We start from the raw sequence: 20,098 nt of genomic DNA, 5'->3' as shown, positions 1-20,098 counted from the left end.
TGATATAACTGCTCATCTTACCGGAACATCCTTTTCAGCAAAGGTTCTTCTTTTTTCTGCGCATTCTTTGTCAGATAAGAAACACTGTTTACTTTTCCTTCAATCTCAGCCTCTCCCTTTTCGAGGTCAAGGCTTTTTACATGAAGCTGCTCTCCTTTGATCTGCACTTTCCCGGCCTCAGTCTGAAGCAATATCTCATTTTCATTAAACGAATGAATATCCTGAACACCTGTCAGTTTTCCATATTTACGCTCTTTTATCGTCAGACCGTGCACCTTGCCTGTCTTTTTTTCTTCCAACCCCACAGCTCCCATCCTGCATTTACTGTTAATCTATGTGAGAGCCCTGTCCAATAGACACAAAAACGATCAAAGATAGCGAAAAAGATTCTCTGCGTCTTCTTTACGAACCGTTTCTTTGATATCCAGCACCTCAACCTTTACGTTTTTGCTTCCAAACTGGATTTCAATCGTATCACCGGCTTTTACCTGTGCTGACGCCTTGGCCGGGCGGTCATTGACCAGCACTCGTCCGGCATCACATGCCTCGTTCGCAACCGTTCTTCTCTTGATCAGACGTGAGATTTTTAAATATTTATCAAGTCTCATATATACCTCCAGAAAAACAAAAGGGGGAACATATCTGTCCCCCCTAAAAGCACGATTTACTTATTCGTTTACCATATCTTTCAGAGCTTTACCAGCTTTGAATTTCGGAGCTTTAGAAGCTGCGATCTTCATTGTTTCACCAGTCTGAGGATTTCTTCCTTCTCTTGCTGCTCTTTCACTTACTTCAAATGTACCAAAACCAACTAACTGGATTTTTCCACCTTTTTTTAATTCGGATGCTACAACATCAGTGAAAGATTTTAATACAGCCTCTACATCTTTTTTGGAAAGGTTTGTTTCTTTCGCCATTGCTGCTACTAATTCTGTTTTATTCATGGTGTTCCTCCTCTAAATAACCTCATTCTTATTTATTGCGTAATGCTTCCTTGGCATATGCACGCTATTTACTATATATAAACCTTTTATGTCAAATTGTCAAGGCTTTTCGGCTTTTTCAGGCTCTTCTTCTGTCGCTTTTTCCAATTGTTTCAACTCTTCCCACGAAAGCCCAGCCAGCTGTTTATCCTCCGGTGAAAAGATCTTCGGATGCCGGAATTTCATTTTGGATGAAACGTCTCGGATCACATCCTCAACAGTAAAAAGTCCCTCTTCTTCCGCGATCACACTGTGAAGAGCCACCTGAAACAGCACATCTCCCAGTTCCTCACAAAGATTTGTGCTGTCATTTTCTTTTGAAAGACGGTCAATTCCTTCCAGTACCTCATTGCTTTCTTCCAGCAGATATTTTTTCAGGCTTTCATGCGTCTGCACACTGTCCCACGGACAATTTCGGCGTATTTTCCTGACAATTTCCATAAAATCATCAAATTCCCGCATATGCAAGTTTACATCATGGAGTCAACCATATCCAGAACAGCTTTGCCCATGACTGCTGATTTTTCATCCGCATCTGCCAGAGATGTACCTTTTACTCCGTAGTAGAACTTAACTTTTGGTTCTGTACCAGACGGACGAACACATACCCAGGCATCATTTGTCAGTTCATAATAAAGGACATTGGAATTCGGAAGTCCTGTCGGTGTAACTTCGCCTGTTTCCAGATTTTTGATCGTGTCTGCTTTGTAATCTCTTACAGCAACCACTTTGTGTCCTGCAAATTCTGCCGGCGGATTCTGGCGAAGTGAATTCATGATATCCTGAATCTTCTGCAGGCCTTCAATACCTTTCATAGTTACAGCTTTGATATCGTCTTTGTAATATCCAAACTGTTCATACATCTCGATCATTGCATCCCACAGAGTCTTACCCTGCGTCTTATAATATGCTGCCGCTTCGCAAAGTGCCATTGTTGCAACGATTGCATCCTTATCTCGTGCATATGTACCGATCAGGCAGCCATAGCTCTCTTCAAATCCAAAGAGATAAGATCCTTTTCCGCTCTTTTCAAATCCAAGGATCTGCTGTCCGATAAACTTAAATCCTGTAAGGACCTCGATCAATTTTACACCATAACCCTTGGCGATTGCATCTGCAAGATTGGTTGTAACAATTGTCTTGATCAGTGCACCGTCCTCCGGAAGGCTTCCGTTTACGGCTTTGCGCTGGCTGATCTCATAGTTTGCAAGAAGGCATCCGGACATGTTTCCTGTCAGGTCATGATATTCTCCGTTTTTGTCTTTGACACGAACGCCAAGACGGTCTGCATCCGGATCTGTCGCAAGAACAAGATCTGCGTCTACTTCTTTTGCAAGTTTCAGACCAAGTTCAAAAGCTTCTGCTGCTTCCGGATTCGGATAACTTACTGTTGGGAAATCTCCATCCGGAAGTTCCTGTTCTTTGACAACATAAACGTTCTCAAATCCAAGTTCTTTGAGGATTCTTCTTGCAGGAATGTTACCAGTTCCATGAAGTGGTGTGTACACGATCTTCAGATTCTTTCCTTCTGCCTGAATAGCATCCATATGAATAACCTGTTTCTTCAGTTCTGCCATGTATGCATCGTCCACTTCTTTGCCGATCACCTCGAAAAGGCCTGCTTTTTCGGCTTCAGCCTTGTCCATAGTCTTAACAGTATTCCAATCGGAAATTGCCTTAACTTCTCCCATGATTCCGCTGTCATGTGGCGGTGTGATCTGTGCACCGTCCTCCCAGTATACTTTGTATCCATTGTATTCCGGTGGGTTATGGCTTGCAGTTACATTGATACCGGCAACACATCCCAGATGACGTACCGCGAAAGAAAGCTCCGGTGTAGGTCTTAATGTCTCAAAGATATACGCTTTAATTCCGTTTGCTGCAAGACAAAGAGCTGCTTCCTGTGCAAATTCCGGTGACATATGGCGGGAATCATATGCGATTGCAACACCCTGGGATTTCTTGTCTACTTTTGCGATATAATTTGCAAGCCCCTGTGTTGCTCTTCTAACAACATAGATGTTCATACGATTGGTTCCGGCTCCAATGATTCCACGAAGACCAGCTGTACCAAACTCCAGATCCATATAAAAACGTTCTTTTATCTCATTTTCATCCCCTGCAATACTTTTCAATTCCTCTTTTGTTGCTTCGTCGAAGTATGGGTTTGCAATCCACTGCTCATAAACCTCTTTGTAATCCATACTAAAATACCTCCCTGTACAATGTATTTCCGACAGTTTCACTACTGTCTTTGATAGTTCTATATTATACACCTCTTCAGAAGAAAAAGGAAGCACAATATCGTTTCCACGCCTCCCGCTGTCGTATCAGATTTTGTAGTTTTTCTGTATTTTTCACAGAAATCCAGGTTTTGCGATGCGTATAATAATAATTTGCAAGTTTCCAGTATTTTTCAGGATAACTGAATCGAATCTTAAGATTTATCCATTCTTCTCTGCTCACGGGTTTTATCTCATGATATGCTTTCAGCATTTCTTTTCCAAAGCGGACATCCCAGTTATATTTCTCGAGAATTTTTCTCATAAAGCGATACAGATCAGCCATTTGCGTATCAAATCCCCAATGTTCAAAGTTTGTAACTGCAGTTCCACTTTTTAAGATCAAAACATTATGCTGGTTATATTCTCCGTGGCAGACTTCACCCTCCGTTTCTGCTTTCTGGCGCAGCTCCTGATAACCGGACTCTCTTAATGCCGCATACGCCTCTTCTCCGTCTCTCAGGAAATCTTCTACTGTTGCCAGATATATTTTTTCAAAAGGACTGGATGCTCCCCGTTTTCTGATAAAACTGCGGATTTTTTTTAATTCCTGATTATGCCGCAGATATCCATTTTCCAATGACGGTTCTATATAATATTCTACAGTCGGTATATGCATGCGCTGATGCAGTTCTGCCATGGTTCGAATACTTTTGAAAATGTCTTCTTTGGAACGTGTATCGCATTCTCTGCCCTCATACCAGTACTGCATTGTATATGGAATGCCGTCACGGTCGCGGCTGACCAGATTTTCTTCCTGATTTGGAATATAGCAGTCCACCTTGCCGCCCTGACTCTGGATCTGCAGAAGCAATTCCTGTTGTTTCTGTAGTTTTTTTTCTGTTCCTTTGAATTCTTTTACGATGACAAGTCCTTTTTCTGTATGGCACAGAAGTCCGCCACGTGTCCGGGCTGTAGATTCGGCGGTGAGGCCATACTGCTCCAGTGTGCTGAGTCCATAATCATACAAATAAAAATCCCCCTCTTGATTTTGTACCTTCTATCTTATGTAGGGGGAATCCAGAAAATGTATGATCCATTAATTAATATTCTCTTTCCTTGCAGGAATTTCGACATACAAATGTACTGTCTAAATTTTTAATATTTTTCTTTATTTATAAATTCCATTAACTTCTCTTTTGTATTATCGGAAGGTTCTTCGAGCACATGTTCCAGCATCTCCTTCAACACCTCTCCGAGTTCCGGTCCTGGCTTATATCCGGCCTGGATCAAATCTCTTCCTGTCACGGCAAGTGTCTTTAACGAAACGCATTGTTTCTCCTCTACCACATTATGATAACACTCTGCCACCCCTTTCAGTCGGGCAGATTTTTCCTCTCGGCGATACTCACTCTGGGCAAGCATATCCGCCTCCTGTACTTCGAGATACATCGGAAACAGATCTTCTCCGATCCGGTTCACCGCACGTCTTACCGAACGCATTTCCGGCATCGGGCGGTCGTCATGATATTTGATCAGTCTGGAGACTTTACTGATCGTATCGTTGTCAAATTTCAGCCGGCGAAGAATGCTTTTGGCCATTTTTTCACCTTCCGGTGCATGCATCTTGAAATGATCACGCCCATTTTCATCGGTCTTTCGCATCACTGGCTTCGCAATATCATGAAGTAGCATCGTCAGCCGAAGGACTTTGTCCGGCCGCACCAGAAGCAGACCGTGAAGAATATGTTCTCCTACTGTATAACAATGATGCGGCGTATTCTGTTCAGTCTCCATACATGCATCAAACTCCGGTAGAAATTCTCTGGTAATTCCGGTTTCATAAGCCACTCGGAGATAATCCGGATGTGGTGACACCAGGAGCTTCACCAGCTCTGTCTGGATTCGCTCTGCACTGACACATTTCAGATTCGGTGCCAGTGCCTGAATACCAGCCTTCGTTTTTTCTTCAATTGTAAATCCCAACTGTGCGGAAAAGCGCACTGCACGCAGGATCCGAAGTGCATCTTCATGAAAACGCTCCATCGGATCACCGACACAGCGTACGATTTTATGCTCCATATCTTCCATTCCATGAAAAAGATCTACAAGACCTCTTTCCGGATGATATGCCATTGCATTGATCGTAAAATCTCTTCGTTTCAGATCTTCTTCCAGACTCGAAGTAAACATGACCTGCTTTGGATGGCGTCCATCTTCGTAATCTCCATCCACACGATACGTCGTTACTTCATAGCCTTCTTTATCCATTAATACGGTCACTGTTCCATGCTGCAATCCGGTATCCACCGTGCGCTGGAACAGTTCCTTCACCTGCTGCGGAGAAGCAGATGTGGTGATATCCCAGTCGTTGGGGTTGCGTCCCAGAATAGAATCTCTGACACATCCACCGACAACATAAGCCTCATAACCGTTTTCCTCTAAAATGTGCAGTATTTTTTCCGCATTGGAAGGAATCGTTAATTTCATATTAGTATGCTCTTCCCCAGTAAACCATCTTCTTAGCCGGTTTTCCGCAGCATACGCAGACATCGCTCAAGTGTTCCTGTTCAAACGGCATACATCTGGATGTTGCCTGAACATCTTCTTTGATCTTGTCTTCGCATTCACGGTTTCCGCACCACATAGCTTTTACAAAGCCAGGTTTGTTGTTGATGGTATCTTTGAATTCTTCATAATTCGTTGCAACATATGTGTGTGCATCACGATGTGCACGTGCGCGCTCCAGCATATCTTTCTGCATGGTATCCAGAACTTCCTGTACTTTGGCTGCAAGCTCTTCGAAAGAAACCACATATTTTTCTCTTGTATCACGACGACAGATAACAGCCTGTCCGTTCTCGATATCTTTCGGGCCACATTCGATACGAACCGGAATTCCTCTCATTTCCTGCTCAGCAAATTTGAATCCCGGGCTTCTGTCTGTGTCATCAACTTTAACACGGATACCAGCTGCCTTGAGTGCTGCAAACAGTTCATCTGCCTTTTCCAGAACACCCTCTTTACGCTGCTGAATCGGAATGATAACAGCCTGTGTCGGAGCAATTCTCGGAGGCAGAACAAGTCCGCTGTTATCACCATGAACCATGATGATCGCACCGATCATACGTGTTGTCATACCCCATGATGTCTGATGCACATATTTCAGTGTGTTATCTTTGTCTGTGTACTGGATGCCGAATGCTTTTGCAAATCCGTCACCAAAGTTATGGCTGGTACCGGACTGAAGTGCTTTTCCATCGTGCATCAGAGATTCAATTGTGTAAGTTGCTACTGCACCTGCAAATTTTTCTTTGTCTGTTTTCTGACCTTTGATTACCGGAATTGCCAGAACTTCTTCGCAGAAATCAGCATACAGATTCAGCATCTGGATCGTTCTTTCTTCTGCTTCTTCTGCCGTTGCGTGAGCAGTATGTCCCTCCTGCCACAGGAATTCTCTGGAACGAAGGAACGGACGGGTTGTCTTTTCCCAACGTACTACAGAACACCACTGATTATAGACCTTCGGCAGATCTCTGTGGGACTGGATGTCTTTCTGATAAAAATCGCAGAACAGAGTCTCAGAAGTCGGACGAACGCAGAGACGCTCCTGCAGTTCATTCAGTCCACCATGTGTTACCCACGCTACTTCCGGTGCAAATCCTTCTACGTGATCTTTTTCTTTCTGCAGAAGAGATTCCGGAATAAACATCGGCATGTACACATTCTGCACACCTGTTTCTTTGAATCTGCGGTCCAGTTCATGCTGGATATTTTCCCAAATCGCATAACCTGCCGGTTTGATTGCCATGCATCCTTTTACACTTGTGTAGCCGCACAGTTCCGCTTTTTTGACAACGTCTGTATACCACTGTGCAAAATCGTCTTCCATGGAAGTGATCGCTTCAACTAATTTCTTTGCCATCGTTCTTTTCTCCTTTTTGATATGATGATGCCGGAATTAAAAACCTCCGACCAGATACATGCCGGGATAAAAAGCATCAAAAAAAGCCCTTCAGATCCCGGTAAAGGGACCGAAGGACTTCGGCGGTACCACCCTAATTAACAATTCCCAAAGGAACTGCTCTCTCTAGATCCTTTAACGCAGGAAACACGCCATGCTTCAATCACATGGAGCTCAGAGGCCGGTTCCATGATTCACGCACAGAATCCTCACACCATATGGATCCCTCTCTGAGATTGCTCCTCATGTACTATTCTCTTCATCGCTCATAAACTTATTAAAATAAGCCGGATAACTCTTAATTCATCCGAACTTATCTTATTTTAAATAAAAATAATCCGAGTGTCAACCCCAAAGTAAACGCCCTGGAATCATTTTTTCACCATTTTTACACAGAAAGTTTGATTTCCCTTCCTGTCCGATTATATTTGTAATATCTTACCCCCGCTGCATCCAGCATCCTTTTGGATGCAATGACAGACGGTGTGTGTTCGTATTTGTCACAGTCATATACAACCGTTTTGATCCCCGCCTGAATGATTGCCTTGGCACATTCATTGCACGGAAAAAGCGAAACATAGAGCTTTGCACCTTCCAGACTTCCACCCCGGTAATTCAGGATTGCATTCAGCTCACTGTGAGTCACATACAGATACTTGGTGTCAAGCGGATCTCCTTCACGTGCCCACGGAAATTCATCATCTGAGCAGCCCTTTGGAAATCCATTATAACCCATGGAAAGAATCTTGTTATCATTGCTGACAATACAGGCACCCACCTGTGAATTCGGATCCTTGGAACGCATTCCGGAGAGCATTGCCACTCCCATAAAATACTCGTCCCAGGAAATATAATCCTCACGTTTTTTGATATGTACAGCCACCGTAAGAACCTCCCCTGTTTTTAGATTTCCGGATAAGCGTCTGTGATATCTGTATCCTCTTCGATCTGTTTGATTCTGCGGATATGACGTTCTTCCTCTGAGAACGGTGTATTCAGGAATGTATCCACGATCTTGACTGCCAGTCCAGGTCCGACTACTCTGCCGCCCATTGCAAGAATATTGGCATTGTTATGAAGTCTTGTTGCCTCTGCACTGAAGCAGTCGGAACAAAGAGCTGCACGAATACCTTTGAATTTATTTGCTGTGATAGAAATACCGATGCCTGTTCCACAAATCAGAATGCCTTTTTCACAGTCACCATTCTGAATCGCAATGGCTACTCTTTTGGCATAGATCGGATAATCCGTAGAATCTGTACTGTCACATCCGAAATCTTTATATTCGATATTATTCTCCTCTAAATATTTAATAATCTCCTGTTTCAGTTCATAACCGCCATGGTCACATCCTAATGCTATCATTTCTTTTCCTCCTGTGCATTTATGATTTTATGTCCTGCCGCCTTTAGAAGACGGTTCATAATAGCCTGCCCCATCTTTGGCGTGTAAAACGCTTCTGAATAAATAACATCCACTCTGTCATCATCGAAGTCTCGTAAAACCTCGTACAGATGATGAGCGATCGTTTCCTCTTCTTCTCTGCTGCCGATGCTAAGAACATCCGCATGCGCATAACGCGCCTTCGTTTCATCTGTTGCAATGACACCGACCTTAAGGCCTTTTGCAACTGCTTCGTCCGTCAGGTGATTGATGCATGCAACAACGTCCTCTTCATTTCCTTCTATAATAGAAAGATCTGCTTTAGGCGCATAATGACGATATTTCATTCCCGGTGCTTTCGGATGTACACTGCTGTCTGTGATCAGAAGTCCCTTATCCATCCGTACATCTCCGAGTGTCTCCTGAAGCATTTCCAGTGAAATATAGCCCGGACGCAGAACAACCGGAATCTCCTCCGTGAAGTCAACGATTGTGGATTCCAACCCGATTCCCACCTGTCCACCATCAATGATCATATCAATGGCATCGCCAAGATCTTCTTCCACATGTTCTGCCATCGTCGGACTTGGTCTGCCTGACGTATTGGCACTCGGTGCTGCCACAAAACCACCACCGGCCTTTATCAGTTCCTGTGCGATCCTGTCACTCGGAAAACGAACCGCAACACTGTCCAGACCACCGGTAGTCTCTCGCGGCACGATATCCGCTTTCGGGAGGATCATGGTAAGCGGCCCCGGCCAGTATTTCTCAGCAAGGATCTTTGCTCCCTCAGGTATCTCTGTCGTAATCTTCTCTAACTGCTCCAGCTCTGCGATGTGTACGATCAGCGGATTATCTGACGGTCTTCCTTTCGCTGCGTATATTTTCATGGAAGCCTGCGGATCCAGTGCATTTCCGCCAAGTCCATATACAGTCTCGGTAGGAAACGCGACCAGTCCACCCGCCTTCAAAATATCTCCTGCCTTTTTTATGGCATCCATATCCAGGTTCTCACCCGTCATAGCCACAACTTCAGCTCTCATAATAATAAGTCCTCTCCTTGAATTCTATTGAGTACAATCTCCCACTAATGCTAATATATTATAGAATAATTCCCTGAATTATACAATAGGAAAACTCCCCGGATACCGGAGAGTTCCAACTACAATGTCACTGTTCACTGACGAATATAAATTCCCTGGGATTCGATAAAATCATCCAGTTCCTGGAGACCATCCTATGCCCAGGTATCTGATATCTGGAATTCTTCCGGGAAGAACATTTCCGTTGCAATCCGGATTCCGGTCTCCGTCTTAAAGATTTTCTTCACACTCTTTTTAATCGATTCCGTCTCCAGGTGATCTTCAAAATAATTCACCAGAAAATCAGCCTCCACAAGAATCTGATAATCCATTCCTTCAATACCCGTGTATGTATGATGGTGTCCAACAAGATAGGATACCCTGTCGATCACATCCTGATCAAACCCAAGGTTCTTCAGCATTTTCTCTGCCTCTGCCGGACCTTCCTGCTCCTGCAGTTTGCCGTCACATCTGCCAAATTTAGCCTCCGCCGGGCGGATTCCAATATCATGTACATAAGCTGCCGCTTCCAGAATATAGAGCAGCTTCTCATCCAGATGCTCTTCTTCCCCGATCAGCTTAGCAAAGCTGTGCACCTTTATAAAGTGCTGGATTCTCGCCGGGTCATCTCTGTAAAACTCAATCATCATGCTGCAAAGATTGTTTAATCTACTCATGAAAATTCCTCCTGTCCGACTGTGATGTCTTCAAATGATTATCCCAATACCACCTTGCAATTCTTTTTGTAACAGGCAATTCCATATTTAATAATATTACGCATGCCATCGTCCCGGAGTCTGGCAGTGTAATCCCTGTCCTCGATCTGCTTCAGTGCTTCCTCGCAGGCGGTATCCATATTTCCGTTCTCGGCATATTTCAGCTCAATCACTATTCCGGTACGGTTATCCGGCACCTCCACCAGAATGTCACTGTATCCAATTCCGGACTCCGCATTGGATTTGATCAGCCAATTAGACTTATAACCAAGAAGCCCCAGAAGAATTCCATGATAAAAATTCTCTTTTTTTGCGGGAGCTGTATCTCGGATACTGATCGTATTCCAGAGATAATCACCAAACAGTTCTTCAATCTTCTTAGGATTCTGCCTTGGAAAAGCATTACAAAACTCATTCAGAGTCTCTCCGTCACTTTGGGAAGTTTCTCTAAACCACTCCCGAATCTGTTTGATAAACAGCCTGCGGATTTCCAGATTCGGAATAGCCAGTTTAAATGTATCTGTGCCAACCTGTCCTCTCTGCGTCAGATAACCAGTCGTAAAAAGCACACTCCATAGATTCTCAATACTGCTGTCCAGCTCACTGTATGTCAGTTCCTGTCGAATTTCTTTCACGATTTCTTCACCGGAAATCAGCTTCTCGATCTCATTTCTTGTTCGCGTATCCGCTTTGTCAATAAACCTGCGCACCATGGCATTTCCGCTCGTATTTGACCAGTAATCCTGTGGATGCGCCTCGGAATCTGCTTTTAACAGATCACAGTAATTGATCACATCCCACGGACAATATACTTCTACATTTCCAAACCGGTAGCCATCATACCACTCTTTAACTTCTTCATATCGTCCAGACAGATCATAATACGCAAGCATGTCTCTTACTTCTGCATCTGTGAAGCCAAAATATTCATCGAACCTGACATCTGTGAGGGTCAGAACCTTCAAATTATTTAAGCCTGTAAAAATACTTTCTTTAGAAATTCTCAGGCACCCTGTCAAAACAGCGAAATAAAGATCCGGATTTGTCTTCAATGCATTGCCGAAGATACTTCTGATCAAAGACACCATCTCATCATAATATCCATACTGAAAAGCTTTGTCCAAAGGCACATCATATTCATCGATCAAAAGAATAACCTGCCTGCCATAATGCCTGCCCAACAATGATGATAAAATCTTAAGGCTCGAAACAAGCGCTTCCGTAGTCATAACAAACAGACCATTTTCCGATGTTCCAATTTCGATAAGCTGTCTGTAGAGTTTCTTATCCGCATCAGATAAAGCAGAGCTTTCTTCCAAAAACGAAAACCTCAACGCCTCTGTTCCTATAACTGTCTTCAGTGCACCACAGGCCGCCTGAAAGGATAATCCCTCCACACTTTTCAGACTGATAGAAATCACCGGAAACTGCCCCATATACTTTGTACAGATTTCTTTGTTCTCAGAAATCTTCAGACCATCAAACAGGGCAGGATTACTTCCTATTTCAAAAAAGGTCTTCAACATGCTCATATTCAGGGATTTGCCGAAACGCCTTGGGCGAGTAAACAGATTTACTTCACTTCGATTCTGTAGCAGTTCTTCAATCATCCCGGTCTTATCAATATAGTAGAATTCCGATCGATCCAGTTTTTCAAAAATGTCTATTCCGATTGGCAGCTTCTTACGATCTGTCATGCTAGCACCTCCCCAAAGCCTAATAGAAAAAGGTTCCATGAAACCACTAATATGTAAAATTAATGATATCATGAAACCATTTTTCCGTAAAGCAATTGTTTATTCCACCGTCACGCTCTTGGCGAGATTTCGTGGCTTATCTACATCCATGTGAATATTCACAATTAATAATAAAAGTCAGTCCTTCTCGTATTTCTCAATCATACATTGGTGTTCTTTGGTACCCTTATCATAGTTGATACCCACAAGCAAAATGTCACCCGTATAATTCAGGATTGACTCAGGATACTGCTTATCTTTTATTTGCTGCAAAGCGGTTGCAGAATCCTTATTCCACTTCAATTCAACAACCATTGCCGGATAAGATGCGCTATATTCTGGCTTAGGTATGAATACAAAATCAGCAAATCCTCGACCTGTTGGCAATTCCCGAATCGGCTTAAAATAATACTGCATTGCACTCAAGTATGCAAGCGTCAATACACTGCTCAGCGAATTTTCATTATGATACTGGATTACCGACACATACTCATTATGGATTTTTCCAATTTGTGCAGCGACTGCCATTCCATCCATGTCCAGTGTTGCATCAAGCAGATGTTCTGAATCTTGCTGGAAGGCCAGCATCTCATTCCATCCTCTACTTTCAACTGCAGCAGTGAGTTCCTGGCGAATCTCTTCATTGGGAACAAAAGCAGTCTTCAATTTTTGATTGTACCCAAAATAACCCAGATGAATCATATAAGTCAACACATCGTCCCTGCTTTTTATATTAAGTGTATCATTCTTGAATGTCGCTGTGTTCACCTTGACTTCTGCACCCGACAGCATCTCGATGATGGCTGTTTTAAGTCCATCAAAATCCATATTAATCAGTGGCACGATTGCATCATAAGAAGCAGTTTCTGACCAATAACTTTTGAATTCTCCTCGGAGCATCACACTGACAACTGCTCTGGGATTATAAACTTGATATTCATTCAGGAGATAGCCGTCATACCACCGCTTCACCTCATCAAAATCTTGCTGATACTCCTTCGCCAGTTTCTGTACCTCATTTTCAGTAAAGCCAATATATGGAGCAAGTCTGCTTGCACTCAGCATTGTAAATTCGTCAAAATTATTCAGTGCAGACTGCGTTTTTTCCTTTTTGATTGGAAGGATGCCAGTCAGATATGCAAGCTGGATATACTTTGTTGGTTCTGTTCCTTTGAACATTCCTCTAAGGAAGTTGATATAGTCTTCCTGCGCCTTTGTATTAGTGGCTTTATCACGAATAAGAACATCCCATTCATCAATAATGACAATAAACTTTTTCCCTGTCAAAGCGTTGATCTGTGATAAAGCTTCTGGCAGGGATTTAGCATCCTCTGAAAGAGCATCTGGATAGTACTCCTTAAGCTCTGCGATCGTTTTCTCAGAAATATACGGAACTACCTGATCTGCTCCCCCCGCTGGTTCCATGCACCATTGAATATCAAGATGAATTACATCAAACTGGTTTAGATACTTCTTGAAATCTGCGCTCTTGCTAATTTCAAGATCAGCAAACAATCCTTCTGAATCGCAACCTCTGCTGTAATAAGCTGTCAGCATATTGGCTGTAACAGACTTCCCAAATCTTCTTGGACGACTATTGCAAATATAGCCTTGCAGCGTATTTAACACCTTATTTGTATAATTAATGAGACCACTTTTATCTATATATATTTCGGAATTCAAAGCAACCTGGAACGCAGAATTGTCTGGATTAACAAACATTCCCATTATGCAGCACGCTCCTTTCTTTGGCGGCATGATGAGTCATGCCTGTTGTGCTTTGATTTTAACATCTAACATCCCAAATAGCAAGTTGATACCCCAGCGCAGAATAACTATTTTTTCTCCCAGATGAAACACTAATATGTGAACTTGAGGCATTTTTTGTTTGTTTATTCCACCGTCACGCTCTTGGCGAGATTTCGCGGCTTATCTACATCCAGTCCTTTTGCCACGCTCACGTAATATCCGAGCAGCTGCAGTGGCACCACTGCCAGACTTCCTGCAAAGTACTCGTCGATTCGCGGCACATACACGGCAAAATCCACGGTCTCTTCAATCTCATATTTTCCATAAGTTGTCAGGCCCAGCAGATATGCGCCACGGCTTCGGCACTCAACCATATTGCTCATGGTCTTCTCATACAGCTTACTCTGTGTCAGCACACCGATCACCAATGTTCCCGGCTCGATCAGACTGATTGTTCCATGCTTCAGTTCTCCCGCAGCATATGCCTCTGAATGGATATAGGAGATTTCCTTTAATTTAAGACTGCCCTCCAGGGAAACCGCATAATCAATTCCCCTTCCGACAAAGAACACATCATGCGCACCGGCATATTTAGCCGCAAACCACTGCAGTCTCTCTTTGTCTTCCAGTATCTTATTGATCTTCGGAGCGATCGTGAGCAGTTCTGAAATATAATATGCATACTGCTCTTCTGTGATCTTGCCTCTTACCAAAGCAAACTCCACCGCAATACAATACATTGCAGCAAGCTGTGCACTGTAGGCTTTTGTTGTTGCAACAGAAATCTCCGGACCTGCAAGCGTGTAGAACACCTTGTCTGCTTCACGTGCAATACTACTTCCGACCACATTGACGATTGCAAGGGTTGTCAGACCCTTTTCCTTCGCAAGACGAAGCGCTGCCAGCGTATCTGCCGTCTCGCCGGACTGGCTGATCACAATAACAAGCGCGTTCTTATTCAATGCCATCGGTCTGTAACGGAATTCCGAAGCCAGCTCCACTCTCACTGGAATTCGTGCCATATCCTCCAGAACATATTGTGCAGCCATACCTACATGCCATGCTGATCCGCAGGCCACAATATAGATCTGCTCAAAACTCAGGATTTCTTCCTTCGTTAATTCCAGCCCAGAAAAATCAATGGCTCCATCTTTAATAACAGAATTCAGAGTATCCTGAATAGCCTTAGGCTGCTCATGGATCTCTTTCATCATAAAATGCTCAAAGCCTGCCTTCTCAGCCGCTTCCGCACCCCATTTGATCTGAGTTGTCTGTTTCTCGATTTCTTCACCATTAAGATTGTAGAAATGCGCCTCGCCCGGTGTCAGTCTGGCAAACTCCAGATTTCCAATATAATAAACCTGTCTGGTGTATTTGAGGATTGCCGGCACATCCGAAGCCACATAAGTCTCCCCGTCTGCAATACCAATGATCATTGGGCTGTCTTTTCGAGCCACCCAGATCTCACCCGGATAATCCCTGAACATCAGCTCCAGCGCATAAGAACCACGGACACGCACCATTGTCTTTGCGATTGCATCCACCGGACCAAGATTATACTTTCTGTAATAATAATCCACCAGCTTAATCACAACTTCCGTATCTGTCTCACTATAAAAAGTATAGCCATGCTTTAACAGCTTATCTTTCAACTCCGCATAATTCTCAATGATTCCATTATGTACTCCGACTACTTCGGATTCCACTTCGCCGGAACCAGAACGCGTACAATTACCAGAAACATGCGGATGTGCATTGATCTGACTCGGCTCGCCATGCGTTGCCCAGCGTGTATGCCCAATTCCACAGGTACCGCGCAAAGCTCTACCTTCATCCGTTTTTTCAGCCAGATTTCCAAGACGTCCCTTTGCCTTTACAACCTCCGCCAGCTTATCACCATCACGAACAGCAATTCCCGCTGAATCGTACCCTCGGTACTCTAATTTAGACAGACCGCTTAATAAAATAGGTGCTGCCTGCTGTGTTCCAGTAAAACCAACTATTCCACACATAAAAACTGTATTCTCCTTTATTTGAGAATATCTTTATTAATATTCTCCCCTTATTACATTTTTAATCTCTTTTAAAAATATCCCTTGTATATACTTTATCCTGTACATCATCCAAACAACTATCATATCTATTTGCGATAATTGCCTGGCTCTGTTCTTTAAATTTATCCAGATCATTCACAACCTTGCTTCCAAAGAAAGTGCTTCCATCTTCCAATGTTGGCTCATAAATAATAACCGATGCACCTTTAGCCTTAATTCTCTTCATAACTCCCTGTATAGAAGATTGGCGGAAATTATCTGAATTTGACTTCATAGTAAGACGATATACCCCAATTACAACCTCTTTTTCCATAGAAGCATCATATGTATTCTCATCTCCATAGGCATAATATCCAGCTTTCTGTAATACACGATCTGCTATGAAATCTTTCCTTGTTCTATTAGACTCAACGATTGCAGACATCATATTCTGTGGTACATCTTCATAATTAGCCAAAAGCTGCTTGGTATCTTTTGGTAAACAATAACCACCATATCCAAATGACGGATTGTTATAATGAGAACCGATTCTAGGATCAAGGCACACCCCATTAATAATCTGCTGTGTGTTCAGTCCTTTCATTTCTGCATAAGTATCAAGCTCATTAAAATATGAAACTCTAAGGGCCAGATATGTGTTCGCAAATAATTTCACTGCTTCTGCTTCTGTAAATCCCATTATCAAAGTATCAATATTTTCTTTAATTGCACCCTCCTGTAACAATACAGCAAACGTGTTCGCTGCTTTTACAAGTCTAGCATTTTCAACATCTGTTCCCACAACAATTCTGGATGGGTACAGATTATCATATAATGCTTTTGACTCTCGTAAAAATTCTGGACTGAAAATAATATTATCACAGTGAAATTTTTCTCTAATACTTGCGGTATACCCTACCGGAATTGTAGATTTTATTACCATAATTGCATCTGGGTTATATTCAATAACCAACTTTATCACAGCTTCTACTGCTGATGTATCAAAGAAATTTTTCTTACTGTCATAATTCGTAGGTGCAGCAATAACTACAAAATCCGCATCTTTATATGCAGATTCGGCATCTAATGTAGCCGTCAGATTTAACTCTTTTTCCTTTAAATATTTTTCAATATACTCATCCTGAATCGGGCTAATCCTTTTATTGATCTTCTCTACCTTTTCCGGAACAATATCAACTGCCGTTACCTCATGATTTTGAGATAAAAGTGTAGCAATAGATAATCCCACATACCCTGTTCCTGCTACTGCTATTTTCATCTTCCAATACACCTCTACATTCTAATAATTTTTGACATTCCACTCATGATATTCTTTTCCTTCAAGAATATCAGCAATTCTCTCGCACGCATGACCATCACCATATGGGTTGCAGGCTTTAGCCATCGCATTATATGCATCTGAATTTTCAAGCAGTTCTTTAAAATTATTATAGATTGCTTCTTCATCAGTACCGACAAGTCTTAACGTTCCTGCTTTTACTCCTTCCGGTCTTTCTGTAGTATCCCTCATCACGAGAACCGGTCTACCATAAGATGGTACCTCTTCTTGAATTCCGCCTGAATCAGTTAAGCACAAATGACATCTTGCTTCAAAATTATGACAGTCAAATACTTCAATTGGTTCAATAATATGAATCTGATCACATCCACCCAATTCTTCGTCAGCGGCCTTTCTTACTGCTGGGTTCATATGTATTGGATAAATTGCCTTACACTCTGGATGCTCATCAAGAACACGACGTATAGCTCTGAACATGTTGTGCATCGGCTCTCCTAGATTCTCCCTTCTATGCGCAGTAATAAATATAAGCTTTCCATCGCCAACCCACTCGAGCTCTGGATGAGTATAATCCTCTTTTACAGTATGCTGCATAGCATCAATTACAGTATTACCTGTAATAAAAATCTTGGATGGATCTTTCCCCTCTTTGATTAGATTATCTGCCGCCATCTGTGTTGGAGCAAAATTGTACTGAGAAACAATGCCTACAGCCTGTCGATTAAATTCTTCTGGATATGGAGAATATATATTATATGTACGAAGACCAGCTTCTACATGCCCCACCGGAATTTGAAGATAAAAACAAGCCAATGCAGTTACAAATGTTGTCGCTGTATCTCCATGCACAAGCACAACATCTGGTTTTACTTCCTCTAGAACAGCCCTAATGTTTTCTAAAATTCTCGTAGTTATATCAAACAATGATTGTCCTTCTTTCATAATAGAAAGATCATAATCTGGAACAACGTTAAACGTATTCAACACTTGATCAAGCATTTGTCTATGCTGTCCAGTGACACATACAATAGTTTTCAAAGACTTTCTGGTCTTTAATTCATTTACCAACGGACACATTTTAATAGCTTCTGGTCGTGTGCCAAAGACCAACATTATTTTCTTTTTCATACATGTTCCTTTCAAATATTCATCATTTTTTCTGTTTGTAATAAGCATTTTATCCATATTTCCTACTATAATATTTCTATTATTTATCTTCCCTCAAACTTTCAATCGTTTCAACCAACCCTTGTTTCAAGGTATACTTTCCGTTCCAACCTAAAGATTTTAATTTAGAATTATCTAAGATACAATCTTTTGATTGAGAGAATCCCTTTTTTTCAATTTTATCAGGCAAGTCGAAAACAACCTTCGTTCCCGCAATTTCAGCACAAATTGAAGCTACTTCTGCAATAGATGCAATAGAGTTTTCGTTAGCAACGTTATAAATTTCTCCATTCAAACCATTAAAAAGCACTTTAAAGATACCGCTTACAACATCTACAACATAGCTATACGTTCGCCTCTGTTCACCCCTACTTTTTAAAACAATATTTTCTTTATTCAAAACATTCTTAATAAATTGTCCATGAGCTTTTGAATCAGATTTCAACATAGTAGGACCGTAAACACTAGGTAGTCTGCAAATAACCGCATTTATATTATATTCATCTACGTAACTTCTTAATAATAGCTCACAACTTCGCTTACTTTCTGGATATGCATTTCTCAAAACTGTCTGATCAATTATACCAGACATATTTTCCTTATACACTGAAGTATTACTTATTTCTCCATACACTTCAAAAGTAGATGTTAATAACATTCTACATTTCTTATATTCTTTACAATAATCCAGAACATTTTTATTACCAAGAATATTAGTTAAAATAGTTTCTACTGGTTGAATTGCATAAGATTTTGGATCTGCATTACTAGCGCAGTGAATGATATAATCGTATTTACTTAATATATCCAAAGGCTGCGCTACATCCTGAATAACAGGTGTAACTTTATCTCCGAACTTCTCCATAACTTTCTTTCTTGAACGACTCATTGCATAAATTTTAAAGTTAGCTCCTTTAACATTAGCGTATAAAAGAGTATCAATAATACAAGAACCTATTAGACCAGTTGCACCAGTTATTAAAAAACTGCAATTATTAATAGGTAACTCTTTCACTAAATCATGTATACTTTCTTGATAGCTCATTAATGCATCCACTCATCTTTCTTAGCTTGTAATAATGCTTTGAAAATCTCAATATCTTCTGTTGTTGTCAATTTTAAGTTTTTCTCTGACCCCTTTGACATATATAGTTTTCTTCCTAATTCAATATACATTGTGCATGAAGCAACTGAATTAGTAATGCCTTTTTCAAGAGCTTCTCGGTGTGCAGCTACAATGTCTTTTATGAAAAAAGATTGAGGGGTTTGCGTAATTTTTAAATTATCTCTAGCAACTTGTTCTTCTGTTGAAATAGAATTATATGTTTTAAGCATAGCTGCTGTACAAGGTACAACAGTAATTGCATTGCCATATTCTCGGCAAATTTTAATATTATCTGTAATAATTTCAGGTAGCAACATCGGTCTAATTGCATCATGAATCAATACCACATCATCATCGGAATTGTATCTTTTATAAATATCTAATAAACCATTTCTAATTGAATCTTGTCCATTTAAACCACCAGATACAATATTTTCAAGTTTAGCAATTCCAAACTGTTTTGCATATGCTTTCAAAACATCATGCCAGCCATCCAAGCACACAACTTCAATTGCATCTATTTCAGGGTGTTTTTGAAATGCTTCTAATGTATATATGATAACTGGCCTATCATTAACATTGATAAACTGTTTTGGAATATCTTGTCCCATTCTTGCGCCAACACCACCCGCAATAATTAATGCTATATTAGCCATCT

Annotated in this window: 19 protein-coding genes and 1 other annotated feature; all 19 genes read right to left on the bottom strand. The window is 41.6% G+C overall.

All coding sequences use genetic code 11. The annotated features are described in order from the left end of the window. Window positions 1-17: 17 nt before the first annotated feature. On the bottom strand, window positions 18-305 hold the full coding sequence (yabP, locus tag LI112_RS12975; RefSeq protein WP_319638619.1) for a sporulation protein YabP: 288 nt from the start codon (window positions 303-305) through the stop codon (window positions 18-20). 63 nt (window positions 306-368) lie between these two features. Continuing rightward, a complete protein-coding gene (locus LI112_RS12970) occupies window positions 369-608 on the bottom strand; it encodes an RNA-binding S4 domain-containing protein (protein ID WP_005428682.1) in 240 nt (79 codons plus the stop codon). A gap of 60 nt (window positions 609-668) precedes the next feature. Beyond that, on the bottom strand, window positions 669-944 hold the full coding sequence (locus LI112_RS12965; protein WP_005428681.1) for an HU family DNA-binding protein: 276 nt from the start codon (window positions 942-944) through the stop codon (window positions 669-671). A 99-nt stretch (window positions 945-1,043) separates the two neighbouring features. Continuing rightward, window positions 1,044-1,445: a MazG nucleotide pyrophosphohydrolase domain-containing protein gene (locus LI112_RS12960; RefSeq protein WP_005428679.1), complete on the bottom strand. Its 402-nt coding sequence runs from the start codon at window positions 1,443-1,445 to the stop codon at window positions 1,044-1,046. Between the two features lie 8 nt (window positions 1,446-1,453). Further along, the gene (locus tag LI112_RS12955; protein WP_227190844.1) at window positions 1,454-3,187 is read right to left on the bottom strand and encodes a phospho-sugar mutase; all 1,734 of its coding nucleotides are present in this window, start codon (window positions 3,185-3,187) and stop codon (window positions 1,454-1,456) included. Between the two features lie 76 nt (window positions 3,188-3,263). Then, window positions 3,264-4,235 carry a CotS family spore coat protein gene (locus LI112_RS12950; RefSeq protein ID WP_022388582.1) on the bottom strand — a complete coding sequence of 324 codons (972 nt, stop codon included), beginning with the start codon at window positions 4,233-4,235 and terminating at the stop codon, window positions 3,264-3,266. Between the two features lie 128 nt (window positions 4,236-4,363). Further along, window positions 4,364-5,695, bottom strand: a complete 1,332-nt coding sequence (locus LI112_RS12945) for a CCA tRNA nucleotidyltransferase (protein WP_118197940.1) — start codon at window positions 5,693-5,695, stop codon at window positions 4,364-4,366. Between the two features lies 1 nt (window position 5,696). Continuing rightward, complete coding sequence (gene proS, locus LI112_RS12940; RefSeq protein WP_005428668.1) at window positions 5,697-7,130, bottom strand: proline--tRNA ligase; 1,434 nt, start codon at window positions 7,128-7,130, stop codon at window positions 5,697-5,699. A 101-nt stretch (window positions 7,131-7,231) separates the two neighbouring features. Continuing rightward, window positions 7,232-7,441, bottom strand: a binding site (T-box leader). Window positions 7,442-7,557: 116 nt separating this feature from the next. Continuing rightward, window positions 7,558-8,052 carry a dCMP deaminase family protein gene (locus LI112_RS12935; RefSeq protein WP_022388580.1) on the bottom strand — a complete coding sequence of 165 codons (495 nt, stop codon included), beginning with the start codon at window positions 8,050-8,052 and terminating at the stop codon, window positions 7,558-7,560. Window positions 8,053-8,072: 20 nt separating this feature from the next. After that, complete coding sequence (gene rpiB / locus LI112_RS12930; protein ID WP_005428664.1) at window positions 8,073-8,534, bottom strand: ribose 5-phosphate isomerase B; 462 nt, start codon at window positions 8,532-8,534, stop codon at window positions 8,073-8,075. Beyond that, window positions 8,531-9,595: an L-threonylcarbamoyladenylate synthase gene (locus tag LI112_RS12925; RefSeq protein WP_173898065.1), complete on the bottom strand. Its 1,065-nt coding sequence runs from the start codon at window positions 9,593-9,595 to the stop codon at window positions 8,531-8,533. The genes rpiB and LI112_RS12925 overlap by 4 nt, the downstream gene beginning before the upstream one ends. Before the next feature lie 194 nt (window positions 9,596-9,789). Beyond that, on the bottom strand, window positions 9,790-10,311 hold the full coding sequence (locus tag LI112_RS12920; protein ID WP_117627884.1) for an HD domain-containing protein: 522 nt from the start codon (window positions 10,309-10,311) through the stop codon (window positions 9,790-9,792). Window positions 10,312-10,349: 38 nt separating this feature from the next. Further along, window positions 10,350-12,047, bottom strand: coding sequence for an AAA family ATPase (locus LI112_RS12915; protein ID WP_117627883.1), 1,698 nt, complete (start codon window positions 12,045-12,047; stop codon window positions 10,350-10,352). 177 nt (window positions 12,048-12,224) lie between these two features. Next, complete coding sequence (locus LI112_RS12910) at window positions 12,225-13,814, bottom strand: AAA family ATPase (RefSeq protein WP_117592736.1); 1,590 nt, start codon at window positions 13,812-13,814, stop codon at window positions 12,225-12,227. Between the two features lie 164 nt (window positions 13,815-13,978). Continuing rightward, the gene (gene glmS, locus LI112_RS12905) at window positions 13,979-15,847 is read right to left on the bottom strand and encodes a glutamine--fructose-6-phosphate transaminase (isomerizing) (RefSeq protein ID WP_173908264.1); all 1,869 of its coding nucleotides are present in this window, start codon (window positions 15,845-15,847) and stop codon (window positions 13,979-13,981) included. Window positions 15,848-15,908: 61 nt separating this feature from the next. Continuing rightward, on the bottom strand, window positions 15,909-17,147 hold the full coding sequence (locus tag LI112_RS12900; RefSeq protein ID WP_173898069.1) for a nucleotide sugar dehydrogenase: 1,239 nt from the start codon (window positions 17,145-17,147) through the stop codon (window positions 15,909-15,911). 21 nt (window positions 17,148-17,168) lie between these two features. After that, a complete protein-coding gene (gene wecB / locus LI112_RS12895) occupies window positions 17,169-18,344 on the bottom strand; it encodes a non-hydrolyzing UDP-N-acetylglucosamine 2-epimerase (protein ID WP_273701127.1) in 1,176 nt (391 codons plus the stop codon). Window positions 18,345-18,375: 31 nt separating this feature from the next. Next, a complete protein-coding gene (locus LI112_RS12890; RefSeq protein WP_173898071.1) occupies window positions 18,376-19,380 on the bottom strand; it encodes an NAD(P)-dependent oxidoreductase in 1,005 nt (334 codons plus the stop codon). Next, entirely contained in the window at window positions 19,380-20,096 is a 717-nt protein-coding gene (locus tag LI112_RS12885; protein WP_118045997.1) for a 2-C-methyl-D-erythritol 4-phosphate cytidylyltransferase, read from the bottom strand. The genes LI112_RS12890 and LI112_RS12885 overlap by 1 nt, the downstream gene beginning before the upstream one ends. Window positions 20,097-20,098 lie beyond the last annotated feature (2 nt).

Source organism: Blautia sp. 210820-DFI.6.14 (assembly GCF_020558815.1).
GTDB classification, from domain to species: domain Bacteria; phylum Bacillota; class Clostridia; order Lachnospirales; family Lachnospiraceae; genus Blautia_A; species Blautia_A obeum.
This window is presented reverse-complemented; position numbering and strand designations above follow the sequence as displayed.

What these genes read in the sequence shown, in the direction of transcription:
- LI112_RS12965 (WP_005428681.1), bottom strand. Translation starts at nt 944, where the DNA reads ATGAATAAAACAGAATTAGTAGCAGCAATGGCGAAAGAAACAAACCTT.
- LI112_RS12885 (WP_118045997.1), bottom strand. Translation starts at nt 20,096, where the DNA reads ATGGCTAATATAGCATTAATTATTGCGGGTGGTGTTGGCGCAAGAATG.
- LI112_RS12920 (WP_117627884.1), bottom strand. Translation starts at nt 10,311, where the DNA reads ATGAGTAGATTAAACAATCTTTGCAGCATGATGATTGAGTTTTACAGA.
- wecB (WP_273701127.1), bottom strand. Translation starts at nt 18,344, where the DNA reads ATGCTTATTACAAACAGAAAAAATGATGAATATTTGAAAGGAACATGT.
- glmS (WP_173908264.1), bottom strand. Translation starts at nt 15,847, where the DNA reads ATGTGTGGAATAGTTGGTTTTACTGGAACACAGCAGGCAGCACCTATT.
- LI112_RS12970 (WP_005428682.1), bottom strand. Translation starts at nt 608, where the DNA reads ATGAGACTTGATAAATATTTAAAAATCTCACGTCTGATCAAGAGAAGA.
- LI112_RS12910 (WP_117592736.1), bottom strand. Translation starts at nt 13,814, where the DNA reads ATGGGAATGTTTGTTAATCCAGACAATTCTGCGTTCCAGGTTGCTTTG.
- LI112_RS12890 (WP_173898071.1), bottom strand. Translation starts at nt 19,380, where the DNA reads ATGAGCTATCAAGAAAGTATACATGATTTAGTGAAAGAGTTACCTATT.
- LI112_RS12900 (WP_173898069.1), bottom strand. Translation starts at nt 17,147, where the DNA reads ATGAAAATAGCAGTAGCAGGAACAGGGTATGTGGGATTATCTATTGCT.
- proS (WP_005428668.1), bottom strand. Translation starts at nt 7,130, where the DNA reads ATGGCAAAGAAATTAGTTGAAGCGATCACTTCCATGGAAGACGATTTT.
- LI112_RS12960 (WP_005428679.1), bottom strand. Translation starts at nt 1,445, where the DNA reads ATGCGGGAATTTGATGATTTTATGGAAATTGTCAGGAAAATACGCCGA.
- LI112_RS12955 (WP_227190844.1), bottom strand. Translation starts at nt 3,187, where the DNA reads ATGGATTACAAAGAGGTTTATGAGCAGTGGATTGCAAACCCATACTTC.
- LI112_RS12945 (WP_118197940.1), bottom strand. Translation starts at nt 5,695, where the DNA reads ATGAAATTAACGATTCCTTCCAATGCGGAAAAAATACTGCACATTTTA.
- LI112_RS12915 (WP_117627883.1), bottom strand. Translation starts at nt 12,047, where the DNA reads ATGACAGATCGTAAGAAGCTGCCAATCGGAATAGACATTTTTGAAAAA.
- rpiB (WP_005428664.1), bottom strand. Translation starts at nt 8,534, where the DNA reads ATGATAGCATTAGGATGTGACCATGGCGGTTATGAACTGAAACAGGAG.
- LI112_RS12925 (WP_173898065.1), bottom strand. Translation starts at nt 9,595, where the DNA reads ATGAGAGCTGAAGTTGTGGCTATGACGGGTGAGAACCTGGATATGGAT.